Source organism: Pseudomonas nicosulfuronedens (genome assembly GCF_005877905.1).
Taxonomy (GTDB): Bacteria; Pseudomonadota; Gammaproteobacteria; order Pseudomonadales; family Pseudomonadaceae; genus Pseudomonas; species Pseudomonas nicosulfuronedens.
The window spans coordinates 1-23263 of record NZ_SWDV01000038.1 but is presented as its reverse complement, the minus strand read 5'-3'; the positions used below and the strand labels follow the sequence as shown (position 1 = coordinate 23263).

Genomic DNA, 23263 nt, shown 5'->3' with positions numbered 1-23263 from the left:
ACTGCTCGGTCACGCTGACTGCGTGGTTATACTCCGACCCAGCCGTTGATAACCGGATCACATTCATGAGCGACGCCGCACGCGCCCCATCCGACTCCTCGCAGGCCCCCGAGGTCATCCTGCAGCTGCTCGCCAAGCTGGGCATACCGTCTCGCGAAGTCTGCGACGTCACGACGCTTCCGGCCGCGCGCCGGGTGCAGGCCAGCCTGCTGGAAGATGCCGTCGGCACCCTGCTGGTGCTGTTCCCGCAAAGCCAGCTGCTGGACCTGAACCGCCTGGCCGAACTCACCGGGCGCAAGCTGGTGGCGGTCAAGCCCGACCGCCTGGAGCGCATGCTCGGCAAGCACCAGCTCGGCCGCCTGCCGGCGCTGCCACCGCTGACCAGCTCGCCCTGCCTGTATGACGAGCGCCTGCTGCAGGAACCCCAGCTGCTGATCGAGTCCGGCACCGCAGGTACGCTACTGGAGATTCCCACCGCGTCCTTCCGCAGCCTGCTGGAGAAAGCCAGCGCGGCACGCTTCGGCGTGGCGCTGGAATCGATCCGGCCGAACCTCGACCGCCCGGACGACGACCGCAAGGAAATCACCCAGGCCGTGCAGGCGTTCACCGCCCGCCGCATCCAGCAGCGCCTCGAGGAAACCATCGAGATTCCACCGCTGCCGGAAACCGCACAGAAGATCATCAAGCTGCGCGTCGATCCCAACGCCACGGTGGACGACATCACCGGCGTGGTGGAGACCGACCCGGCACTGGCCGCGCAGGTAGTGAGCTGGGCGGCGTCGCCCTACTACGCCGCGCCCGGCAAGATCCGCTCGGTGGAGGACGCCATCGTCCGCGTACTGGGCTTCGACCTGGTGATCAACCTGGCCCTCGGCCTGGCCCTGGGCAAGACCCTGAGCCTGCCCAAGGACCAGCCGCAGCACGCCACGCCCTACTGGCACCAGGCAATCTACACCGCCGCAGTGATCGAGGGGCTGACCCGCGCCGTGCCACGCGCCGAGCGTCCGGAAGCCGGCCTGACCTACCTGGGCGGCCTGCTGCACAGCATCGGCTACCTGGTCCTGGCACACATCTTCCCGCCGCACTTCTCGCTGATCTGCCGGCACCTGGAGGTGAATCCGCACGTCGAGCACAACCTCGTCGAGCAGCACCTGCTGGGCATTACCCGCGAGCAGATCGGCGCCTGGCTGATGCGCACCTGGGACATGCCGGAAGAGATCTACACCGCGCTGCGCTTCCAGCACGACCCGACCTATGCCGGCGACTGCTCGGCCTACGCCAACCTGGTCTGCCTGGCGACCCGCCTGCTGCGCAACCACGGCATCGGCAGCGGCCCCGAGACCGACATTCCGCAGGACCTGCTGGATCGCCTGGATATCCCGCGCGAGAAGGCCGAAGACGCCGTGCGCAAGGTACTCGACGCCGAAGCGGTGCTGCGCGAGCTGGCCAGCCAGTTCAATCCCGCGCACTGAAGCGGGCCTGACCTCGCCGCAGGATGGCGTGGAGCGATACCCATCAATCCGAATGCACCGACAGCATGGGTATCGCTTCGCTCCACCCATCCTACGAGTGCCCTTCCAACGCATTTCTTCCGGCAGAAATGAAAAAGGCCCGTCGGGGGCCTTTTTCGAGCGCGCAGGAAACTCAGGCGGCTTTCTTGTCGCTGGCCGGCGCGGCCTTCTTCTTCGGCTTGAGGTACTTCACCAGACCCTGGAACCAGATCACCAGGCCGGGGTTGCCCTGGATCTGGATGTCCTTGTTCTGGATACCCTGCATGAAGGCCAGCTGCGGATTCTTCGAGGTCATGGTAGCGAAGCCGTAGGCGCCGCCCTTGAAGCCCAGCGCGAAGGCCGGCTGCGGATGGGTGCCGCGACGGGCGCTGACCTTGAGATCCTTGACGATGTAGTGGCGGGCGACCTTGCCGTCGAGCGTGTGGAGCTGGAACACCAGGTCCTTGCCTTCGAGCTGCTTCTGGAACGCGGGGTTTTCGCGGCTGGCCTTGGCCATCAGGCGACCGAGCATCCACAGGAGTAGACGGAATTTCATGCACAAACCTCGACGTTCGAGACAATAGTCTGCGCATTGTAGCCAGTTTGAAAACAGACTACATCTGGTCTTTTGGAGGGATTATGTAACCGGAGGAAGCAACCCGGAGCCGCTCTGGCTCCGGGTCAGACGCGATCAGTTGACGGCGTCTTTCAGCGCCTTGCCTGGTTTGAAGGCAACGGTGTTGCTGGCTTTGATCTTGACCGGCTGGCCGGTTTGCGGGTTCTTGCCGGTACGGGCGCCACGGTGGCGCTGAACGAAGGTACCGAAACCGACAAGGGTAACGCTGTCCTTGCGGTTGAGCGCGCCAGTGATTTCATCCAGCAGCGCATTCAGCACCTTGTTGGCTTGTTCTTTGGTGAGGTCGGCCTTCTCGGCGATCGCGGCGGCGAGTTCTGGTTTACGCATAAATGCCTCTTTGACGGTTTGTTGTTGTTGTGTCCGTGCTGTCTTCCCAACAGCGCCCCAAGGCACCGCAGGCTTGCCGTACAGGCTCTAGGCTGCGGCAGACGGGGGGAGAATGGCACGCCGAAAGCTGGTACGCCAGTATCGTCTGACAATTTGCGGGCTCTTTCCCACGGCAAATCCGCCATAGGCGACGCCTGTCACGCCAGCAGCGCTGGCAACTCCTTGTTCAGGGAGAGTTTTTCACTCACAGCGGCCCCCGTCAGGGCGTATCCGAGCAATCGACCGGCGGTATCCCGGCACAGCACCTTGAGGTCCGGGCCAGAGCCTTCCACCTGCCATTCGCCCTCGCTGCCACGCGGCGGCGGCGACACCACCAGCGGGCAAACCGGCGTCTTCACGGTCACCGGCATGGCACCGTAGGCCACCGGCGTCGGCTTGCCGGCCAGGGTCTGCGCCAGCGCGCGGGCGCAGGACATCAGTGGCATCACGTAGAGCAGGTTGAGACCGTCGACCTCGGCGCAATCACCCAGGGCGTAGATATTGGCATGGGAGGAACGCAGTTCGCGGTTGACCATCACGCCGCGGTTGATATCCAGGCCGGCGGCAGCGGCCAGGTCGATGCGCGGGCGCAGGCCGACGGCGGAGACGACCAGGTCGCAGGCGATCACCTGACCATCGGAGAGGTGCGCTTCCAGGGCATTGCCGGCGCGAACCAGGCGGTTCAGCACCGGACCGAGGTGGAAGCGCACGCCGAGGCCTTCCAACCCCTGCTGCACCGCCAGGGCGGCTGCCGGATGGAGCAGGCCGGGCATGACCTGCTCGCAGGGCGCCACTACGTCGATCTGGAAGCCGCCGCTGGAGAGGTCGTTGGCGAACTCGCAGCCGATCAGGCCGGCACCCAGCAGCAGCACCCGACGCTTGCCAGCGGCGGCGCTGCGGAAGCGTGCGTAGTCTTCCAGGTCGTTGATCGGGAAGATCAGGTCCTGGGCATCACCCTCGACCGGTACGCGAATGGTTTCTGCACCCCAGGCCAGCACGAGGTCGCGGTAGTGGATCTCTTCCTCGCCGATCCAGATGCGCCGATGGCCCGGGTCGATGCCGGTGACACGGGTGTGGGTGAGGATGCGCGCCTTGAGCTGGTCGGCCATGGCGCCCGCTTCGGCCATGGCCAGGCCGTCGGCATCCTTGTCCTTGGAGAATCCGGTGGAGAGCATCGGCTTGGAGTAGGAGCGACCGTCGTCGGCGGTGATCAGCAGCAGCGGCGTCTCGCTGTCCAGCTTGCGCCACTCGCGGGCCAGGTTGTAGCCGGCCAGGCCCGTGCCGATGATGACCAACGGTGCGTTTTCGCTCATTGCGCTCTCCACTTCTGAAAATGTTCATTGTCTGAAGACAGCACGGCGGCCACCGGGCCGCCGCATGAATTCGTCGTGCTGGGGCGGGCTCAGGAGATTTCGATCATCTCGAAGTCGATCTTGCCGACGCCACAATCCGGGCAGACCCAGTCCGGCGGGATGTCTTCCCAGCGCGTGCCAGGGGCGATGCCCTCGTCGGGCAGTCCCAGTGCTTCGTCGTAGATGAAGCCACAGACCACGCATTGCCATTTGCGCATCAGCCAAGCCCTCCTGCGATTGCGAAGTGAACCTAACCCACTTTACTGGCGCCGGCCAACGGCGCCCCTGCCGCCGGGCAGCGTCAGCAAAGCCAACCCGGACTCAAGCAGTCTACCGCGCCTGACCGCGGCCTGCCGGCCCCGCAAACGCAGACGGCGGCCCGAAGGCCGCCGTCGCGGGAATCCATCCTGGCGGGATCAGCCGATCTCGATCATCTCGAAATCCAGCTTGCCGACGCCGCAATCCGGGCACAACCAGTCTTCCGGCACGTCTTCCCAGCGGGTACCGGCGGCGATGCCCTCTTCCGGCCAACCCTTGGTCTCGTCATAGATCAGGCCACAAACCACGCATTGCCACTTCTTCATCAGCTATCACCCTCATGTTCTTGTCGCTTGGACGTCAGTGCATCCAATGTCCGGCTTTGTACTGGCGATACCGCCCGCGCGCAAGCCCCCGGAAAAATGCCGGCGACCGGCCAAACCTTTGGTGGGGTTTTGCGTAAGGCACTCTTGCGGACAACGCAATCGGCCGCGCAAAGGTGCCATGTTAAGCTGCCGCGTCCCTGGCCACCCGCAGTCGAAGCCGTGCCCGAAGCCGCCCTGATCCACCCGCCCCGCTGGCTCACCGCCGCCCAGTTGCACCCTGCCCCCGCCACCCAGGTCGTGGACTGGTTGTTCGACGAAGGCTCGCTGACGCGCCGGCTGACGGCGCTGTCCGATGGCGCATTTGCCGTGCAACCGCTGGCCGAGGGCTGGCACCGCCTGCGCACCGACGAGTGCGCCGCGCTGGGCGTGCCGGACGGCAGCCAGGGCTGGGTGCGCGAGGTGTACCTCAAAGGCCACGGCACGCCCTGGGTGTTCGCCCGCAGCGTAGCAGCGCGCTCGGCACTGGAAGGTTCCGGCTTCGACCTGCGCCTGCTCGGCACGCGCTCTCTGGGTGAGTTGCTGTTCAGCGACCGCGCCTTCCAGCGCGGCCCCATCGAGGTCTGTCGCTACCCGGCTGCCAGCCTGCCGGCCGAAGTCCGCGCCGAACGCCTCTGGGGCCGTCGCTCCTGCTTCAGCCGCGACGGCCTGGGCGTGCTGGTTGCCGAGGTTTTCCTGCCATCGCTGTGGCACCGCGTGGAACAACAGCCCGTATAATTCCCGGATCGTTTTCCGGAGGCCGCCATGTTCGTCGCCCTGATCAAACCCCTCGCCCGCCTGCATCCCCGCGCCTGGGACTTCATCCAGCTGACGCGCATGGACAAGCCGATCGGCATCTACCTGTTGCTCTGGCCGACACTCTGGGCGCTGTGGATGGCCAGCGGCGGCGTGCCAAGCGTGAAGAACCTGGTGATCTTCGTCCTCGGCACCGTGCTGATGCGCATGGCGGGCTGCGTGATCAACGACTTCGCCGACCGCAAGCTCGACGGCCACGTCGAACGCACCAAGGCACGCCCGCTGGCAACCGGCAGGATCACCGTGCGCGAGGCCTGGATTGCCTTCTTCACGCTGCTGGGCCTGAGCTTCCTGCTGGTGCTGTGCACCAACGAGCAGACCATCTGGCTGTCCTTCGGCGGCGCGGCGGTGGCGGCGCTTTACCCCTTCATGAAACGCTACACCTACTACCCGCAGGTGGTGCTGGGCGCGGCGTTCTCCTGGGGCATCCCGATGGCCTTCACGGCGGCCAACGGCACTCTGCCAGCGGTAGCCTGGCTGCTGTTCTTCGCCAATGTGCTGTGGACGGTCGCCTACGACACCTACTACGCGATGACCGACCGCGAGGACGACCTGAAGATGGGCATGAAGTCCACGGCGATCCTCTTCGGCGACGCCGACCGCGCGATCAACCTGACGCTACAGGGCCTGATGCTCCTGCTGCTGATCCTCGCCGGCAACAAGCTGGGCATGCACCTGACCTACTACCTGGGCCTGGCCGTGGCGGCGGGCTGCTTCGCCTGGCAGTTCCATTCGACCCGTGACCGCGAGCCGATGAAATGCTTCAAGGCCTTCCTGCACAATCACTGGGCCGGGCTGGCGATCTTCCTCGGCACCGTGCTGGACTTCGCGCTGCGCTGATGCAAACCCCGCAGGAGCGTGCTTGCTCGCGAACCCGCTTGATACCCAAGGTGCCAGGCCAGGTTCGCGAGCAAGAACAGGGCGTCCCCCTCGCTCCTACGAATAGCTTTACGGCTTGGCCATGTGCCAGACGCCCATCTTGCCTTCACCGGCCATATCGCCGGCCTTCTTGTCCTGGACGAAGGTGTACAGCGGCTTGCCCTTGTAGGCCCACTGGGCGCTGCCGTCATCACGCTTGATCAGCGTCCAGTCCCCCATGGCGCTGTCATCCGCAGCAGCCATCAGGGGCGGCCAGTTCTGCGCACAACCACCGTTGCACATCGACTTGCCGCCACTGTCCTTGTCGAAGGTGTAGAGCGTCATGCCCTTGGCGTCGACCAGCATGCCGTTCTTTTCCATGCCAGGGCCGGCAGCCAGGGCGGACATGGCCGGGAACATCAGGCCCAGTGCCAGGGCCGGGAATAGCAGTTTCATAACGCTTCTCCTCTGGTGAGGTGGAAACGGCGCGAGCAGCGGCGCAGAGGCGGGCGGGACTGCAGGCAGGGCCGGCCAGGGCGACGTCGACAACGCACTCACAACCGTCATCGCAAGACTCCGGCAGGCTCTCTGCCGGGCACACCGCCGACCGGGCCGGTGGGTTCCGCTTGTGCCGCGCAGTAAACGCGTGGCGACCCAATGAGCATAGACGAGCGCTCTGGCACGAGGCTCAGCTACCATCGCGGTGTCACATTCATGAAATATTTCCGTTATCTAATGCGGCGCATTACAGAATTTCTGAGGCCTCAGCATGGTTGGCAAGACAATCCTCATCGTCGATGACGAAGCTCCGATCCGGGAAATGATCGCCGTGGCCCTGGAGATGGCCGGCTACGAATGCCTGGAGGCCGATAGCGCCCAGACGGCTCACGCGGTGATCGTCGATCGCAAGCCGGACCTGATCCTGCTCGACTGGATGCTCCCGGGCACCTCCGGCATCGAGTTGGCCCGCCGCCTCAAGCGCGACGAGCTGACCTCGGCCATCCCGATCATCATGCTCACCGCCAAGGGCGAAGAGGACAACAAGATCCAGGGCCTGGAAGTCGGCGCGGATGACTACATCACCAAGCCCTTCTCCCCGCGCGAACTGGTCGCCCGCCTGAAGGCCGTGCTGCGCCGCACCGGCGCTGGCGACAGCGAGACGCCGATCGAAGTCGGCGGCCTGCTGCTGGACCCGATCAGCCACCGCGTGACCATCGACGGCAAGCCGGCCGAGATGGGCCCGACCGAATACCGTCTGCTGCAGTTCTTCATGACCCACCAGGAGCGCGCCTACACTCGCGGCCAGCTGCTGGACCAGGTCTGGGGCGGCAACGTCTATGTCGAGGAGCGCACCGTCGACGTGCACATCCGCCGTCTGCGCAAGGCCCTGGGCGAGGTCTACGAAAATCTGGTTCAGACCGTGCGCGGCACCGGGTATCGTTTCTCGACCAAAAGCTGATCGGGTCTCTGGCTCGACGGGTACAAGGAACGGAATTTCGTGACCCAGAACTGGAGTGGCGTGCTGATACGCCACCTGCTGCTAGTCGTCGCCGCCGGCGCACTGCTTGGCCTGATCACCGGCCAGTACGGCTGGGCGATCGCCGTGGCGCTGGCCGCCTACCTCGGCTGGTCGACCTGGCAGCTGCTGCGTCTGCACAAATGGCTGAAGAACCACCAGCCCGATGAGGCCCCGCCCGATGGCTACGGCCTGTGGGGCGAGGTGTTCGACAGCATCTACCACCTGCAGCGGCGCAACCAGCGCGCCCGCGGGCGTCTGCAGGCGGTGATCGACCGCATGCAGGAATCCACTGCGGCGCTGCGCGACGGCATGATCCTGCTCGACCGCGATGGCAACCTGGAGTGGTGGAACCAGTCCGCCGAACGCCTGCTGGGCCTCAAGAGCCCACAGGACGGCGGCCAGCCGGTGACCAACCTGGTGCGCCATCCACGCTTCAAGGAATACTTCGAGGGCGAGGACTACCGCGAGCCGCTGGAGCTTCCCTCGCCGATCAGCGACAACCTGCGCCTGCAATTCCACATCACCCTCTACGGCGCCGGCGAGCACCTGATGCTGGTGCGCGACGTGACCCGCGTCCATCAGCTGGAGCAGATGCGCAAGGACTTCGTCGCCAACGTCTCCCACGAGCTGCGTACGCCGCTGACGGTGATCGCCGGTTACCTGGAGACGCTGCTGGACAACGTCGAGGACGTGAACCCGCGCTGGACCCGCGCACTGCAGCAGATGCAGCAGCAGGCCGGACGCATGCAGAACCTGCTCAACGACCTGCTCCTGCTGGCCAAGCTGGAAGCCACCGATTACCCGGCGGACAACAAGCCGGTGGCGGTGGACCTGATGCTGCTGTCGATCCGCAACGACGCCCAGGCGCTGTCCGGCGCGCGCAGCCACCGCATCAGCCTGGAGGCAGACTCGAAGGTGAAGCTCAAGGGCAGCGAGGCCGAGCTGCGCAGCGCCTTCTCCAACCTGGTGTTCAACGCCGTGAAGTACACCCCCGACGAAGGCGAGATCCGCATTCGTTGGTGGGCGGATGAGCAAGGCGCACACCTGGCTGTGCAGGACAGCGGCATCGGCATCGATCCCAAGCACCTGCCCCGCCTGACCGAGCGTTTCTACCGCGTGGACTCCAGCCGTAACGCCAGCACCGGCGGCACCGGCCTGGGCCTGGCCATCGTCAAGCACGTGCTGCTGCGCCACCGCGGCACCCTGGACATCAGCAGCGTGCCGGGCAAGGGCAGCAGCTTCACCTGCCACTTCCCACCGCAGCAGGTCGAGAGCCGCGCATAACCACGCTCGACCCACACGCGGCCATAGTCGGGCTTGCCAGCCGGGCCCGCTGAACCGCATTCTTGTCCGTCCATTCTCAAACCAACAGAACCATGGACCCTTCCCCCAGTAGCAACTTCCTCACCTATTTCGCCGATTTCGGCCTGATCCTGTTCGCCCTGTTCCTCGTCGTGCTCAACGGATTCTTCGTGGCCGCCGAGTTCGCCATGGTCAAGCTGCGCTCCACCCGTGTGGAGACCATCGCCAACCAGCACGGCTGGCGCGGCACCATCCTGCGCAAGGTGCACAACCAGCTCGACGCGTACCTTTCCGCCTGCCAGCTGGGCATTACCCTGGCCTCCCTGGGCCTGGGTTGGGTCGGCGAGCCGGCCTTTGCCGAACTGCTCGAGCCGCTGCTGGCCGCGGTCGGCGTGCACTCCGAGGAAGTCATCCGCGGCGTGTCGTTCTTCACCGCGTTCTTCATCATCTCCTACCTGCACATCGTGGTCGGCGAGCTGGCGCCCAAGTCCTGGGCGATCCGCAAGCCAGAGCTGCTGTCGCTGTGGACGGCGGTGCCGCTGTACCTGTTCTACTGGGCGATGTACCCGGCGATCTGGCTGCTCAACGCCAGCGCCAACACCATCCTCAAGATCGCCGGACAGGGCGAGCCGGGGCCGCACCACGAGCACCACTACAGCCGTGACGAGCTCAAGCTGATCCTGCACTCCAGCCGCGCCCACGACCCCAGCGACCAGGGCATGCGCGTGCTCGCCTCGGCGGTGGAGCTGGGCGAGCTGGAAGTCGCCGACTGGGCCAACTCCCGCGAAGACCTGGTCTACCTCGAGCGCACCGCGCCACTGGACGACATCCTCGCCACCATCCGCCGTCACAAGTACAGCCGCTACCCGGTGTACGACAGCGAGAAGGGCGAGTTCATCGGCCTGCTGCACATCAAGGACCTGCTGCTGGCCCTGGCCACACTGGACAGCCTGCCGGAGTCCTTTGACCTCGACGAGCTGACCCATCCGCTGGAAATGGTCACCAAGCACCTGCCGCTGGCCCGCCTGCTGGAGCAGTTCCGCCAGGGTGGCTCGCACTTTGCGTTGGTGGAGGAAGCCGACCACAAGGTCGTCGGCTACCTGACCATGGAAGACGTACTGGAAGTGCTGGTCGGCGACATCCAGGACGAGCACCGCAAGGCTGAGCGCGGCATCGTCGCCTACCAGCCCGGCAAGCTGCTGGTGCGCGGCGACACTCCGCTGTTCAAGCTGGAACGCCTGCTGGGGCTGGACCTGGACCACGTCGAGGCGGACACCCTCGCCGGCCTGGTCTACGACACCCTCAAGCGTGTGCCGGAAGAAGAGGAAGTGCTGGATACCGAGGGCCTGCGCATCATCGTGAAAAAGATGAAGGGCCCGAAGATCGTCCTCGCCAAGGTGGTCAAGCTCGACTGAGCTTGTTGCCCCTGAATGCAAAAGGCTGCCTTCGGGCAGCCTTTTTCTTTGGCTCTTCGTAGGAGCGAGCTTGCTCGCGAACAGCGCTCGCTGATGCGCCGCAGCTGGGCGGGTTCGCGAGCAAGCCCGCTCCCACACGGACGCCGCGCTACGCTCAGTGCTCCCTGACTACCGCGAAATTCGGCAGCGAATCCACCGGCTGGGAAAAGTCGTAGGGAATCGACTCCAGCGCCAATCCGACGTTGCGCTGCACCACGAAGTGCAGGTGCGGCCCGCTGCTGTTGCCGGTATTGCCCGACTGCGCCAGCGGCGTCCCGGTGCCGACGCGCTGGCCCTCGCGCACCAGCACCGAGCCGCGCATCAGGTGCAGGTACACGCCCATGGTGCCGTCGTCATGCAGTATCCGCACGAAGTTGCCGGAGGGGTTCTTGCCGCGCCCATCCTGGCCGTTCTCGACCTTCACCACAGTACCGCCACGTGCCGCGACGATGGGCGTGCCCACCGGCATGGCGATGTCCATGGCGTAGCGGCCCTTGGGCGTGAAGTGGCTGTAGCGGCCATTGGCACCCTGGGTCAGGCGGAACGGGCCACCCGTCCAGGGCAGTGCGTACTGGTAGGACAGCGGCGTAGGCCGCGGATCGCCCAGCGCATAACGCAGCTTGGGCTTGTAGCGCAGCGGCTTGGCGGGATCGAGCGGCGTCAGGGTCGCCAGGCGAATCGCGCTGCGCGGCGGCAGCACCCAGCGAATCGGCCGCTCCGGCGCACCCACGGCGTTCTGCGCGCCGGTCACGCTCAACTCGACTTCCACCGGCGCATACAGGTCGTTGCGCACCTGCAGGGTCTCACCGCCAGCGTGCTTCTTCGTCTCCAGCTTCACCTGTTCCTCCAGGTGCTCGACCATGCGATCGCGGAAAACGAAGACAGCCGCACCCGCCACGGCTTTGTCCGTGTAGGTGACCACGCCGTTGGCGTCGGTGTACTTGTAGATGGTCACGGCCGAAGCCGTCCCGGATGCAGCCAAAAGGCCGCACAGGAGGATACTGCGCCCTAGCATGTCGACTCTGGTTATAGGTATGGCGACGTTGGCAAGACTAGCAGCGTCGCCCCTGCGTCGCGACCTGCCGCCGGTCGGCCTGTGAAACAGTCCCAATTGCCGGCGGGAGGATTTGTAACCGGATCAGGCGCCGGGCACGTAGTGCTTCTGCGAGCTGCCGCGGGCGATCAGGCGGGACAGGTAGTCGAGTTTCTGCGGGTCACGGTCGACGAAGCGGAAGGTCAGTTGCAGCCATTCGCTGTCCGGCTTGGGCTCCAGCGCGGCCACGGCATGCAGGTAGCCGTTGAGACGGGCAACGTCGCTGTCTTCTTCCAGGTCGAGCACGGCGCTTTCCAGCACCTGCGGCAATGGCGTGCCGCGCTTCACCACCAGCAGCGCTTCCTTGAGGCTGAGCGCCTTGATCACGCAGGGCAGGCTCGCCGAAGGCAGGCGCAGCTGGCCTTGCTGGCCCTTGGCGCCACTGCGGGTGGCCGGCGCGGCAAGAGCGGCGGCGGCCGCTGCCGGAGCGGGGCGCGTTGCCGCGGGAGCTGCCGCCGGGCGCACTACCTCGGCCTTGCCGCCGGTGAGCGCAGCGAGGGAGTCATTGGGCATGGAGCCGACCAGGCTGCGCTGCGGCGCCTGGGCGGCGAGGGCTTCCAGCTTGCCGGCGCGCGACAGCGCCTTCTTCACCTTGCTCACCAGCTGGTCGTTGGAGAACGGCTTGCCGATGAAGTCGGAGACGCCGGCCTGGATGGCCTGCACCACGTTGTCCTTGTCGCCGCGGCTGGTGACCATGATGAAGGGCGTGGTCTTCAGGCTGTCCTGCTCGCGGCACCAGGTGAGCAGCTCAATGCCCGACAGCTCGGGCATTTCCCAGTCGCAGAGGATCAGGTCCACGGCCTGGCGCGCGAGGAACTGCTGCGCCTTGCGGCCGTTGACCGCTTCTTCGATCTGCAGACCGGGGAAATGGTCCCGCAGCCCCTTCTTCACCAGGTCACGGATGAACGGAGCGTCATCCACGACCAGCACACTGACCTTGCCCATCGGCATCTCCCGAAAACGATAGGGAGAAGAATAGCCTTGCCGGGTGGCTACATGCCATTGGTGAGGGACCGCTCGGCCATAAAATGACGAACCCGGCGCGCTGGCCGGGTTCGTTCTGGTACGGGCGTCTGGCTTATTCGGCCTTGTCAGCCTTGTCAGCCTTGCCCTGCACTTCTTCCTTCATGCGGGTCAGGCCGATGTGGCGGACATCGGTGCCACGCACCAGGTAGATCACCAGCTCGGCGATGTTGCGTGCGTGGTCACCGATACGCTCCAGCGAACGCAGGGCCCAAATGACGTTGAGCACGCGGGAGATGGCCCGCGGGTCTTCCATCATGTAGGTGACCAGCTCACGCAGGGCGGTCTTGTATTCACGGTCGACGGTCTTGTCGTACTGCGCCACCGACAGTGCGAGGTCCGCGTCGAAGCGGGCGAAGGCGTCCAGCGCCTCCTGCACCATCTTGCGCACCTGGTTGCCGATGTGACGCACCTCGACGTAGCCGCGCGGCGACTCGCCTTCCTCGCACAGCTGGATGGCACGGCGGGCAATCTTCGACGCCTCGTCACCAATGCGTTCCAGGTCGATCACCGACTTGGAGATGCTGATGATCAGGCGCAGGTCGGAGGCGGCCGGCTGACGGCGGGCGAGGATGCGCAGGCATTCCTCGTCGATGTTGCGCTCCATCTGGTTGATCTGGTCGTCGATCTCGCGCACCTGCTGGGCCAGGCCCGAGTCGGCGTCGATCAGCGCGTTGACCGCGTCGTTGACCTGCTTCTCCACCAGGCCGCCCATGGCCAGCAGATGGCTGCGCACATCTTCCAGCTCGGCGTTGAACTGCTGCGAGATGTGGTGGGTGAGGCTTTCTTTGTTGATCATGTTCGCTCCGCGAAAGCCGCAGGCTCCGGGCCGCTGGCTTGTGATGTTCTCCGGGAAGTTCTACCGCGCACGCAAGTCCGCGAAACTAGCCGTAACGACCGGTGATGTAGTCTTCGGTCTGCTTCTTGGCCGGGTTGGTGAACAGGGTATCGGTATCGCCGAACTCGATCAGCTTGCCCATGTACATGAACGCCGTGTAGTCGGAGACGCGCGCGGCCTGCTGCATGTTGTGGGTCACGATGACGATGGTGAACTTGGATTTCAGCTCGTAGATCAGCTCTTCGATCTTCAGGGTGGAGATCGGGTCCAGTGCCGAGCAGGGTTCGTCGAGCAGCAGGACTTCCGGCTCCACGGCGATGGTGCGGGCAATGACCAGACGCTGCTGCTGGCCACCGGAGAGGCCGAGTGCGGATTCGTGCAGGCGGTCCTTCACCTCGTCCCACAACGCGGCGCCCTTGAGGGCCCACTCGACGGCCTCATCGAGCACGCGCTTCTTGTTGATGCCCTGGATGCGCAGGCCGTACACCACGTTCTCGTAGATGCTCTTGGGGAACGGGTTGGGCTTCTGGAACACCATGCCGACGCGGCGGCGCAGTTCGGCGACGTCGACGTTCTTGGCGAAGATGTTGTGGCCGTCCAGGAGGATCTCGCCCTTCACGTTGCAACCGTCGACCAGGTCGTTCATGCGGTTGAAGCAACGCAGCAGGGTCGACTTGCCGCAGCCGGACGGGCCGATGAAGGCGGTCACGCGCTGCTTGGGAATGTTCATGCTGACGTCGAACAGTGCCTGCTTCTCGCCATAGAACAGGCTCAGGCCGGGCACTTCGAGGGCGACGGTCTCGCTTTCCAGGTTCATGCCCTGACGGTCGCCGCGGCCGAGCGCGCCGATGTCGATGCCGTGGGATGCGGTTTCATGTTGCATGTTCAGTCTCCTTGGGAGGCTTGGCGGCGAGCACGGCCCGCCGCCGGCAGAATCAGTTTTCCAGCGCCTTGTACTTTTCGCGCAGGCGGTTACGAATCGCGATGGCCGAGAAGTTCAGCAGAGCGATCACCATCACCAGCAGCAGCGCGGTGGCGTACACCAGCGGACGCGCTGCCTCGACGTTCGGGCTCTGGAAGCCGACGTCGTAGATGTGGAAGCCCAGGTGCATGATCTTCTGGTCCAGGTGCACGTACGGGTAGTTACCGTCGACCGGCAGCGCCGGAGCCAGCTTCACCACGCCCACCAGCATCAGCGGCGCCACTTCACCGGCAGCACGGGCGACGGCGAGGATCAGGCCGGTCATCATTGCCGGGCTGGCCATCGGCAGGACCACTTTCCACAGGGTCTCGGCCTTGGTTGCGCCCAGGGCGAGGGAGCCTTCGCGGGTGGCCCGCGGGATACGCGCCAGGCCTTCCTCGGTGGCAACGATTACCACTGGCACTGCGAGGATGGCCAGGGTCAGCGAGGCCCAGAACAGCCCCGGCGTGCCGAAGGTCGGCGCCGGCAGGGCTTCGGGGAAGAACATCCGGTCGAGCGAGCCGCCCAGCACGTAGACGAAGAAGCCCAGGCCGAACACGCCGTAGACGATCGCCGGAACGCCCGCGAGGTTGTTCACCGCGATGCGGATGATGCGGGTCAGCAGGCCCTGGCGAGCGTACTCGCGCAGGTAGACAGCAGCGATCACACCGAACGGGGTGACGATCACGGCCATCACCAGGGTCATCATCACGGTGCCGAAGATGGCCGGGAAGATGCCGCCTTCGGTGTTGGCCTCACGCGGGTCGTCGCTGAGGAATTCCCACAGTTTCTTGAAGTAGAAGCTCAGCTTGGTGGCCACGCCCATCTGGTTCGGCTGGTAGGCATGCACCAGCTTGCCGACGCTGATTTCGGTCTGCTGGCCGGTGGCGTCGCGCATGACGATGCTGTCGCGGTTGAACTCCTGGTGCAGGCCGTTGAGCTGTTCTTCCAGCACCTTGTACTGGGCATTCAGCTCGGCGCGGCCGGCGGCGATGTCAGCCTCGGCGGTGGCATCCAGCTTGTTGTTCAGCTGCAGGCCACGTTCCTTCAGGCGCAGCCGCTCCAGGCCGTGGTTGATGCCGCCGATGTCCCTCTTCTCCAGCCGGTACAGCTGGGCGTAGAGGTCATCGACGCGCTTCAGACGAGTCTGCAACTCGGCCATGGCGCCCGGACCTTCGGCGACCACCTTGCCGTTTTCCTTCACGCTCAGCAGGTAGCCATAGAAGTTGCCCCACTCGCGGCGTTCCAGGGTCACCAGGTCAGCCGGGTGGCGACGGTCGTTCAGCCACTCGCCAATCACCCAGGAGAAGTCGCTGCCGTAGAGGTCGCGGTTGCCCAGCTTGAGCAGTTCGCGAGTCATGAACTCGGGACCGTTGTCCGGCACCGGCAAGCCGGCGCCGCGCAGACGTTCGCGCGGTACCTGCTCGATCTGCACTTCTTCGCCGATCAGGGTCTTGGGGGCTTCACCGGGGACGGTGTAGGTCGCCTCGATCACGTCCGCCGGCCAGAAGTGGCCGAGACCGCGCACGGCAATCACGGCGAGCAGGCCGATGGTCATGATCACGGCGATGGACACTGCACCCGCGTTCATCCACACCCAGGGAGAACCGCTGGCAAACCACGCTTTGACGGATTCCTGTTTCTGTTTCACGGAACGTAGCCTCGTCGGGCGTCGCTTAGAGCGACGCGTATTTCTTGCGCAGGCGCTGACGGATCAGCTCTGCCAGGGTGTTCATCACGAAGGTGAAGGACAGCAGCACCAGTGCCGAAAGGAACAGCACACGGTAGTGAGTCCCGCCCACCTCCGACTCCGGCATTTCCACCGCGACGTTCGCCGCCAGCGTTCGCATGCCCTGGAAGATGTTCACGTCCATGACCGGGGTGTTGCCGGTGGCCATCAGCACGATCATGGTCTCGCCCACGGCGCGGCCCATGCCGATCATCAGCGCGGAGAAGATGCCCGGGCTGGCGGTCAGGATCACCACGCGTGTCAGCGTCTGCCAGGGCGTCGCACCCAGGGCCAGGGAGCCGTAGGTCAGGCTGCGCGGCACGCTGAAGATGGCGTCTTCGGCGATGGAGAAGATGTTCGGGATCACCGCGAAGCCCATGGCCAGACCGACCACCAGGGCGTTGCGCTGGTCGTAGGTGATGCCCAGGTCGTGGCTGATCCACAGGCGCATGTCACCGCCGAAGAACAGGGTCTCCAGGTGCGGGCTCATCCACAGGGCGAAGGCGCCGGTGGCGAGGACGACGGGGATCAGGATCGCCGCTTCCCAGCCGGCCGGGAGGCTCAGGCGGATGCGCTCCGGCAGGCGGCTCCAGATCAGGCCAGCAGCGAGGATGCCCAGTGGCGTGAGCAGCAACAGGCTGAAGATACCCGGCAGGTGGCCTTCGACATACGGCGCCAGGAACAGGCCGGCGAAGAAGCCGAGGATCACCGTCGGCAACGCTTCCATCAACTCGATCACCGGCTTCACCTTGCGGCGCATGCCCGGAGCCATGAAGTAGGCGGTATAGACGGCGGCGGCGATGGCCAGCGGAGCGGCGAGGATCATCGCGTAGAACGCCGCCTTCAGCGTACCGAAGGTCAGCGGCGACAGGCTCAGCTTGGGCTCGAAGTCAGTGGTCGCGGCGGTGGACTGCCAGACGTAGGACGGCTTGTCGTAGCTCTCGTACCAGACCTTGCCCCACAGAGCACTGAAGGAGACTTCCGGATGCGGGTTGCTCAGGCTGAAGCGGCGCAGTTCGCCACCCTGCTCGACGATCAGGCGGTTGGCGCGCGGCGACAGGGCCATCGGACCGGCGGACGGAGCGACGTTCTCCACCAGCAGCGTGCGGTGCGCGGTGCTGTGGAAGATACCCAGGTTGCCTTGCTTGTCGAGGGCCAGGAAGCCCTTGCGGCGCTGCTCCGGTGCAATGCTGGAGATCGGCTGGTCACCCAGTTTGAAATCACGCACATGGGACAGGCGCGGCTCACCATCTTCGCCACGTGCCATGAACCACTGGCTGATGCCGCCCTTGGAGTCGCCGACCATCAGCGAGATGCCACCCAGCAGTTGGCTGCTGGCGGTCACTTCGGCAGAGGCGTCGTCCAGCAGCTTGTAGCGGCCATTGAGCTGGTGGCTGTTCAGGTCGAACACGTCGGCCTGGGCGCGGCCATTGAGCACATAGAGCCACTGCTTGCGCGGGTCCATGTAGATGGCCTTCACCGGATCGGCGATCTGCGGCAGGTTGATGCGCTCTTCCTGCAGGGTGCTCTCACCGGTCAGCATGTTTTCCTGCTGGGTCAGGCCGAGCAGCAGCATTTCGCTGCCGGTAGAAGCGGCCAGCAACAGACTGTCATCACCCGAGACGATCGCCACGTGCTCCAGCGGACGGCCCTGGGGATCCAGGTTCATCGGGGCTTCGCCGTAGGGATAGTCGATGTGCGGGGTGATGGTCTTCTTGTTGTCCGGATAGGTGACCTTGTAGTTGTGCTTGAACACCAGCACCTGACCGTTGGACAGGCCCAGCGCAACGGTAGGATGACCCGGCTGGTCCTCGGCGATGGAGGTGACGCTGGTACCGGCGGGCAGCTTCAGCGCAACGCGGTCCATCTCGTCGCCTTTCTTGGCGTCGAAAAACACCACCTCGCCGTTGGCGGCAACGCGCATGCCCACCATGTTCTGCTCTTCGATGCTCAGCAGCAGCGGCGCCTGGGCCGTCTTCAGCCAGGCCGGAGCCAGGGGGTCACGCGTCTCCAGTTCGGCACCGCGGAACAGCGGCAGCACGACGTAAGCGAGGTAGAAGAAAATCAGGGTAATGGCGGCCAGTACGGCGAGCCCGCCGACCAGGACGTACCAACGTGTCAGTCGATCCTTGAGCGCCCGGATACGGCGCTTGCGCTGCAGGGCAGGCGTATTGAAATCGATCCGCTCGGGGAGAGAAGAAGTCATCGGGGAGTTGGCCATGTCGTTCATGGAGTGACACCCTAGCGGCCCTATATGACAGAAAGATGACATGGAAGTGACGCGACAAAGCCCGCCAGCAGAGCCATGCTGGCGGGCTCGGTCGAGTATGCGTCAGCCCATGCCGGACGGGGATCTCCGTCCGGTTGGAGGGCTGATTACAGACCCAGGTCCTTGATCGCTTTTTCGGCGACTTTGGACGGCAGCGGGATGTAGCCGTCTTTGACGACTACCTGCTGGCCAGTCTTGGACAGCACCATTTTCAGGAACTGTGCTTCCAGCGGGTTCAGCGGCTTGTTCGGCGCCTTGTTGACGTAGACGTACAGGAAGCGGGACAGCGGGTAGCTACCGTTCAGGGCGTTAGCTTCGTTGTCTTCGATGAACTCGCCGCCTTCTTTCTTGGCCAGGGCAACGGTCTTCACGCTAGCGGTCTTGTAACCGATACCGGAGTAGCCAACGCCGTTCAGCGATTGGCTCACCGACTGCACCACGGAAGCCGAACCCGGCTGCTCGTTCACGTTCGGTTTGTAGTCGCCTTTGCACAGGGCTTCTTCCTTGAAGTAGCCGTAGGTGCCGGACACGGAGTTACGACCGAACAGCTGGACGGGCTTGTTGGCCCAGTCGCCGGTCAGGCCCAGATCACCCCAGGTCTTCACTTCCGACTTGCCACCGCACAGGCGGGTGGAGGAGAAGATGGCATCGACCTGTTGCATGGTCAGGCCTTTGATGGGGTTGTCCTTGTGCACGAAGATCGCCAGGGCGTCGACGGCAACTGGAACAGCAGTCGGCTTGTAGCCGTACTTCTGTTCGAAAGCCTGCAGCTCGACGTCCTTCATCTTGCGGCTCATCGGGCCGAGGTTAGCGGTACCTTCGGTCAGAGCCGGCGGCGCGGTGGAGGAACCGGCGGCCTGGATCTGCACGTTCACGTTCGGGTACAGGCGTTTATACTCTTCCGCCCACATGGTCATCAGGTTGGCCAGAGTGTCGGAACCGACGCTCGACAGGTTACCCGACACACCGCTGGCTTTCTGGTAGTCCGGCAGAGCCGGATCGATCGCGGCTACCGCACTGGCGGTGCCTACGCCTGCGGCGACAAAAGTCAGGGCCGCCATCAAACGCTTGAGTTTCATGCCTTGCTCCTTAAGGAGAATGGGGTTGGATGGAACGGGGGCCAGTATCGTCAGGCCGCATGAAGACTCTATGACGCAAATGTGACAGCTGGATGAAATGCCATCAGTAAGACAGCAGGCGTTTTGTAACAGGAACGCCGCCCCGGCAGGAGAGGGCAAGAAACGCTGAAAAGGCTGTTCTAGAGAGGCTATTAGCGCCGCTCTCAGCTCAGCCAGCGAACGTTTACAGGCTCATAGCGAGCCTCATCCAGCCATGATCATGGCGACGAGGAAGCAACCCATGCACACCAGGTACGGCAGCAGGAGCCATTTGTAGATGCCGTGCCGGCGCCCGAGAAAGAAGCCGAAACCCGGGATGATCAAGGCGAGAAGCGCAGCTGGCCCGGCTCGTTTAACAAGCAGGCAAAAAGCAAGCAACTGACCGACGCTGAGGCTCAGGACGCCTAGCAGGATGAAGGTAGAGATCAACGTTTCCATGTCGAGCGGCGTCCTTTTTTGCGCCATAAAAGCAAAACCCCCGGCCAGCGAAGCTGACCAGGGGTCTTGGGATAGGAGCTTGACGATGACCTACTCTCACATGGAGAAACTCCACACTACCATCGGCGATGCGTCGTTTCACTACTGAGTTCGGGATGGGATCAGGTGGTTCCAACGCTCTATGGTCGTCAAGCAATTCTTTATGGACGCTCGTGGCAGGTGCACACGCTCATCCAGATTCGGGTATGTGACAGGTATTTGCGGTTCACACGAACTTTCGGTTCGTTACGTCTTCACCGTACAACACGCAAATTGTTTGGGTGTTATATGGTCAAGCCTCACGGGCAATTAGTATCGGTTAGCTCAACGCCTCACAGCGCTTACACACCCGACCTATCAACGTCGTAGTCTTCGACGGCCCTTTAGGGGAATCAAGTTCCCAGTGAGATCTCATCTTGAGGCTAGTTTCCCGCTTAGATGCTTTCAGCGGTTATCTATTCCGAACATAGCTACCCGGCAATGCCACTGGCGTGACAACCGGAACACCAGAGGTTCGTCCACTCCGGTCCTCTCGTACTAGGAGCAGCCCCTCTCAAATCTCAAACGTCCACGGCAGATAGGGACCGAACTGTCTCACGACGTTCTAAACCCAGCTCGCGTACCACTTTAAATGGCGAACAGCCATACCCTTGGGACCGGCTTCAGCCCCAGGATGTGATGAGCCGACATCGAGGTGCCAAACACCGCCGTCGATATGAACTCTTGGGCGGTATCAGCCTGTTATCCCCGGAGTACCTTTTATCCGTTGAGCGATGGCCCTTCCATACAGAACCACCGGATCACTAAGACCTACTTTCGTACCTGCTCGACGTGTCTGTCTCGCAGTCAAGCGCGCTTTTGCCTTTATACTCTACGACCGATTTCCGACCGGTCTGAGCGCACCTTCGTACTCCTCCGTTACTCTTTAGGAGGAGACCGCCCCAGTCAAACTGCCCACCATACACTGTCCTCGATCCGGATAACGGACCAGAGTTAGAACCTCAAGCATGCCAGGGTGGTATTTCAAGGATGGCTCCACGCAGACTGGCGTCCACGCTTCAAAGCCTCCCACCTATCCTACACAAGCAGGCTCAAAGTCCAGTGCAAAGCTACAGTAAAGGTTCACGGGGTCTTTCCGTCTAGCCGCGGATACACTGCATCTTCACAGCGATTTCAATTTCACTGAGTCTCGGGTGGAGACAGCGCCGCCATCGTTACGCCATTCGTGCAGGTCGGAACTTACCCGACAAGGAATTTCGCTACCTTAGGACCGTTATAGTTACGGCCGCCGTTTACCGGGGCTTCGATCAAGAGCTTCGCTTTCGCTAACCCCATCAATTAACCTTCCGGCACCGGGCAGGCGTCACACCCTATACGTCCACTTTCGTGTTTGCAGAGTGCTGTGTTTTTAATAAACAGTCGCAGCGGCCTGGTATCTTCGACCGGCATGGGCTTACGTAGTAAATACTTCACCCTCGCCGGCGCACCTTCTCCCGAAGTTACGGTGCCATTTTGCCTAGTTCCTTCACCCGAGTTCTCTCAAGCGCCTTGGTATTCTCTACCCAACCACCTGTGTCGGTTTGGGGTACGGTTCCTAGTTACCTGAAGCTTAGAAGCTTTTCCTGGAAGCATGGCATCAACCACTTCATCATCTAAAAGATGACTCGTCATCAGCTCTCGGCATTAAGACCCCGGATTTACCTAAGATCTCTGCCTACCACCTTAAACTTGGACAACCAACGCCAAGCTGGCCTAGCCTTCTCCGTCCCTCCATCGCAGTAACTAGAAGTACAGGAATATTAACCTGTTTCCCATCGACTACGCTCTTCAGCCTCGCCTTAGGGACCGACTAACCCTGCGTCGATTAACGTTGCGCAGGAACCCTTGGTCTTTCGGCGTGGGAGTTTTTCACTCCCATTGTCGTTACTCATGTCAGCATTCGCACTTCTGATACCTCCAGCAAGCTTCTCAACTCACCTTCACAGGCTTACAGAACGCTCCTCTACCGCGCATCTTGCGATGCACCCGTAGCTTCGGTGTATGGTTTGAGCCCCGTTACATCTTCCGCGCAGGCCGACTCGACTAGTGAGCTATTACGCTTTCTTTAAAGGGTGGCTGCTTCTAAGCCAACCTCCTAGCTGTCTAAGCCTTCCCACATCGTTTACCACTTAACCATAACTTTGGGACCTTAGCTGACGGTCTGGGTTGTTTCCCTTTTCACGACGGACGTTAGCACCCGCCGTGTGTCTCCCACGCTGACACTTCCAGGTATTCGGAGTTTGCATCGGTTTGGTAAGTCGGGATGACCCCCTAGCCGAAACAGTGCTCTACCCCCTGGAGTGATACGTGAGGCGCTACCTAAATAGCTTTCGAGGAGAACCAGCTATCTCCGAGCTTGATTAGCCTTTCACTCCGATCCACAAGTCATCCCCTACCTTTTCAACGGGAGTGGGTTCGGTCCTCCAGTCAGTGTTACCTAACCTTCAACCTGCTCATGGATAGATCGCCCGGTTTCGGGTCTATACCCAGCGACTAAAACGCCCTATTAAGACTCGCTTTCGCTACGCCTTCCCTATACGGTTAAGCTCGCCACTGAATATAAGTCGCTGACCCATTATACAAAAGGTACGCAGTCACCTAACAAAGTAGGCTCCCACTGCTTGTACGCATACGGTTTCAGGTTCTATTTCACTCCCCTCTCCGGGGTTCTTTTCGCCTTTCCCTCACGGTACTGGTTCACTATCGGTCAGTCAGTAGTATTTAGCCTTGGAGGATGGTCCCCCCATATTCAGACAAAGTTTCTCGTGCTCCGTCCTACTCGATTTCACTTCAAAGAACCTTTCACATACGGGGCTATCACCCACTATGGCCGCACTTTCCAGAGCGTTCTGTTAGATTCAAAGAAGCTTAAGGGCTAATCCCCGTTCGCTCGCCACTACTAAGGGAATCTCGGTTGATTTCTTTTCCTCAGGGTACTTAGATGTTTCAGTTCCCCTGGTTCGCCTCTTACACCTATGTATTCAGTGCAAGATACCCAGGTTATCCCGGGTGGGTTTCCCCATTCAGAGATCTCCGGATCAAAGTCTGTTTGCCGACTCCCCGAAGCTTATCGCAGGCTACCACGTCTTTCATCGCCTCTGACTGCCAAGGCATCCACCGTATGCGCTTCTTCACTTGACCATATAACCCCAAGCAATCTGGTTATTGTCTCGAACGTGAAGACGACATTCGCCGAAAATTCGCGCTTGAACTCGCAAATTTTACCTTGACTTGAATAATCACCAGTGAAAGAGATTATTCAGTCTACTTCTATCACATACCCAAATTTTTAAAGAACAGTT

Annotated in this window: 20 protein-coding genes and 2 rRNA genes; 6 read left to right on the top strand and 16 right to left on the bottom strand. The window is 62.8% G+C overall.

Annotated elements, in window-relative coordinates; genetic code table 11:
• Positions 1-65: 65 nt before the first annotated feature.
• Positions 66-1472, top strand: coding sequence for an aminoacyl-tRNA deacylase and HDOD domain-containing protein (locus FAS41_RS24220; RefSeq protein ID WP_138525923.1), 1407 nt, complete (start codon positions 66-68; stop codon positions 1470-1472).
• Positions 1473-1644: 172 nt separating this feature from the next.
• Here the strand turns inward: FAS41_RS24220 and FAS41_RS24215 are convergent, their stop codons facing one another.
• The 5 genes from FAS41_RS24215 to FAS41_RS24190 form a co-directional block, all read right to left on the bottom strand.
• Complete coding sequence (locus FAS41_RS24215) at positions 1645-2046, bottom strand: helicase (RefSeq protein WP_138525922.1); 402 nt, start codon at positions 2044-2046, stop codon at positions 1645-1647.
• Positions 2047-2181: 135 nt separating this feature from the next.
• A complete protein-coding gene (locus tag FAS41_RS24210) occupies positions 2182-2454 on the bottom strand; it encodes an HU family DNA-binding protein (RefSeq protein ID WP_017520695.1) in 273 nt (90 codons plus the stop codon).
• A gap of 197 nt (positions 2455-2651) precedes the next feature.
• Positions 2652-3806: an NAD(P)/FAD-dependent oxidoreductase gene (locus tag FAS41_RS24200; RefSeq protein ID WP_138525921.1), complete on the bottom strand. Its 1155-nt coding sequence runs from the start codon at positions 3804-3806 to the stop codon at positions 2652-2654.
• A gap of 89 nt (positions 3807-3895) precedes the next feature.
• Positions 3896-4063, bottom strand: a complete 168-nt coding sequence (locus FAS41_RS24195) for a rubredoxin (protein WP_138525920.1) — start codon at positions 4061-4063, stop codon at positions 3896-3898.
• Positions 4064-4261: 198 nt separating this feature from the next.
• Positions 4262-4429 carry a rubredoxin gene (locus FAS41_RS24190; RefSeq protein ID WP_015479573.1) on the bottom strand — a complete coding sequence of 56 codons (168 nt, stop codon included), beginning with the start codon at positions 4427-4429 and terminating at the stop codon, positions 4262-4264.
• 234 nt (positions 4430-4663) lie between these two features.
• Between FAS41_RS24190 and FAS41_RS24185 the strand changes: the two genes are divergently transcribed.
• Complete coding sequence (locus FAS41_RS24185; protein WP_138525965.1) at positions 4664-5203, top strand: chorismate lyase; 540 nt, start codon at positions 4664-4666, stop codon at positions 5201-5203.
• A 27-nt stretch (positions 5204-5230) separates the two neighbouring features.
• The gene (gene ubiA / locus FAS41_RS24180) at positions 5231-6121 is read left to right on the top strand and encodes a 4-hydroxybenzoate octaprenyltransferase (RefSeq protein ID WP_138525919.1); all 891 of its coding nucleotides are present in this window, start codon (positions 5231-5233) and stop codon (positions 6119-6121) included.
• 108 nt (positions 6122-6229) lie between these two features.
• On the opposite strand, the gene FAS41_RS24175 is transcribed toward ubiA, so the two are convergent.
• A complete protein-coding gene (locus FAS41_RS24175) occupies positions 6230-6595 on the bottom strand; it encodes a COG4315 family predicted lipoprotein (protein ID WP_138525918.1) in 366 nt (121 codons plus the stop codon).
• Positions 6596-6908: 313 nt separating this feature from the next.
• On the opposite strand from FAS41_RS24175, the gene phoB reads away from it, so the two are divergent.
• The 3 genes from phoB (at position 6909) to FAS41_RS24160 (ending at position 10375) form a co-directional block, all read left to right on the top strand.
• Positions 6909-7598, top strand: coding sequence for a phosphate regulon transcriptional regulator PhoB (gene phoB / locus FAS41_RS24170; protein ID WP_024762043.1), 690 nt, complete (start codon positions 6909-6911; stop codon positions 7596-7598).
• 39 nt (positions 7599-7637) lie between these two features.
• Positions 7638-8942 carry a phosphate regulon sensor histidine kinase PhoR gene (gene phoR / locus FAS41_RS24165; protein ID WP_138525917.1) on the top strand — a complete coding sequence of 435 codons (1305 nt, stop codon included), beginning with the start codon at positions 7638-7640 and terminating at the stop codon, positions 8940-8942.
• 92 nt (positions 8943-9034) lie between these two features.
• Positions 9035-10375, top strand: a complete 1341-nt coding sequence (locus tag FAS41_RS24160; RefSeq protein ID WP_138525916.1) for a hemolysin family protein — start codon at positions 9035-9037, stop codon at positions 10373-10375.
• Between the two features lie 154 nt (positions 10376-10529).
• On the opposite strand, the gene FAS41_RS24155 is transcribed toward FAS41_RS24160, so the two are convergent.
• From FAS41_RS24155 to FAS41_RS24110, 10 genes are all read right to left on the bottom strand, one after another.
• Complete coding sequence (locus tag FAS41_RS24155) at positions 10530-11429, bottom strand: peptidoglycan DD-metalloendopeptidase family protein (RefSeq protein ID WP_138525915.1); 900 nt, start codon at positions 11427-11429, stop codon at positions 10530-10532.
• A 123-nt stretch (positions 11430-11552) separates the two neighbouring features.
• Entirely contained in the window at positions 11553-12452 is a 900-nt protein-coding gene (locus FAS41_RS24150) for a response regulator (protein WP_138525914.1), read from the bottom strand.
• A 133-nt stretch (positions 12453-12585) separates the two neighbouring features.
• A complete protein-coding gene (phoU, locus tag FAS41_RS24145; protein ID WP_138525913.1) occupies positions 12586-13329 on the bottom strand; it encodes a phosphate signaling complex protein PhoU in 744 nt (247 codons plus the stop codon).
• 85 nt (positions 13330-13414) lie between these two features.
• Positions 13415-14251: a phosphate ABC transporter ATP-binding protein PstB gene (gene pstB / locus FAS41_RS24140; protein WP_138525912.1), complete on the bottom strand. Its 837-nt coding sequence runs from the start codon at positions 14249-14251 to the stop codon at positions 13415-13417.
• 52 nt (positions 14252-14303) lie between these two features.
• Positions 14304-15980 (bottom strand): phosphate ABC transporter permease PstA, encoded by a 1677-nt coding sequence (gene pstA / locus FAS41_RS24135; protein WP_138525911.1) that lies wholly within the window; start codon positions 15978-15980, stop codon positions 14304-14306.
• 25 nt (positions 15981-16005) lie between these two features.
• Positions 16006-18039: an ABC transporter permease subunit gene (locus tag FAS41_RS24130; protein ID WP_138525964.1), complete on the bottom strand. Its 2034-nt coding sequence runs from the start codon at positions 18037-18039 to the stop codon at positions 16006-16008.
• Between the two features lie 395 nt (positions 18040-18434).
• Positions 18435-19406: a phosphate ABC transporter substrate-binding protein PstS gene (locus FAS41_RS24125; protein WP_054910037.1), complete on the bottom strand. Its 972-nt coding sequence runs from the start codon at positions 19404-19406 to the stop codon at positions 18435-18437.
• Positions 19407-19649: 243 nt separating this feature from the next.
• Entirely contained in the window at positions 19650-19883 is a 234-nt protein-coding gene (locus tag FAS41_RS24120; protein WP_138525910.1) for a hypothetical protein, read from the bottom strand.
• Between the two features lie 77 nt (positions 19884-19960).
• A 5S ribosomal RNA gene (gene rrf / locus FAS41_RS24115) occupies positions 19961-20076 on the bottom strand.
• A 134-nt stretch (positions 20077-20210) separates the two neighbouring features.
• Positions 20211-23102: ribosomal RNA gene (locus tag FAS41_RS24110) — 23S ribosomal RNA — on the bottom strand.
• Between the last annotated feature and the right edge of the window lie 161 nt (positions 23103-23263).

Bases quoted from the DNA above. Each gene is read 5' to 3' on its own strand.
- FAS41_RS24220 (WP_138525923.1), top strand. From the start codon at position 66: ATGAGCGACGCCGCACGCGCCCCATCCGACTCCTCGCAGGCCCCCGAG.
- FAS41_RS24215 (WP_138525922.1), bottom strand. From the start codon at position 2,046: ATGAAATTCCGTCTACTCCTGTGGATGCTCGGTCGCCTGATGGCCAAG.
- FAS41_RS24210 (WP_017520695.1), bottom strand. From the start codon at position 2,454: ATGCGTAAACCAGAACTCGCCGCCGCGATCGCCGAGAAGGCCGACCTC.
- FAS41_RS24200 (WP_138525921.1), bottom strand. From the start codon at position 3,806: ATGAGCGAAAACGCACCGTTGGTCATCATCGGCACGGGCCTGGCCGGC.
- FAS41_RS24195 (WP_138525920.1), bottom strand. From the start codon at position 4,063: ATGCGCAAATGGCAATGCGTGGTCTGTGGCTTCATCTACGACGAAGCA.
- FAS41_RS24190 (WP_015479573.1), bottom strand. From the start codon at position 4,429: ATGAAGAAGTGGCAATGCGTGGTTTGTGGCCTGATCTATGACGAGACC.
- ubiA (WP_138525919.1), top strand. From the start codon at position 5,231: ATGTTCGTCGCCCTGATCAAACCCCTCGCCCGCCTGCATCCCCGCGCC.
- FAS41_RS24175 (WP_138525918.1), bottom strand. From the start codon at position 6,595: ATGAAACTGCTATTCCCGGCCCTGGCACTGGGCCTGATGTTCCCGGCC.
- phoB (WP_024762043.1), top strand. From the start codon at position 6,909: ATGGTTGGCAAGACAATCCTCATCGTCGATGACGAAGCTCCGATCCGG.
- FAS41_RS24160 (WP_138525916.1), top strand. From the start codon at position 9,035: ATGGACCCTTCCCCCAGTAGCAACTTCCTCACCTATTTCGCCGATTTC.
- FAS41_RS24155 (WP_138525915.1), bottom strand. From the start codon at position 11,429: ATGCTAGGGCGCAGTATCCTCCTGTGCGGCCTTTTGGCTGCATCCGGG.
- FAS41_RS24150 (WP_138525914.1), bottom strand. From the start codon at position 12,452: ATGGGCAAGGTCAGTGTGCTGGTCGTGGATGACGCTCCGTTCATCCGT.
- phoU (WP_138525913.1), bottom strand. From the start codon at position 13,329: ATGATCAACAAAGAAAGCCTCACCCACCACATCTCGCAGCAGTTCAAC.
- pstB (WP_138525912.1), bottom strand. From the start codon at position 14,251: ATGCAACATGAAACCGCATCCCACGGCATCGACATCGGCGCGCTCGGC.
- FAS41_RS24125 (WP_054910037.1), bottom strand. From the start codon at position 19,406: ATGAAACTCAAGCGTTTGATGGCGGCCCTGACTTTTGTCGCCGCAGGC.
- FAS41_RS24120 (WP_138525910.1), bottom strand. From the start codon at position 19,883: ATGGAAACGTTGATCTCTACCTTCATCCTGCTAGGCGTCCTGAGCCTC.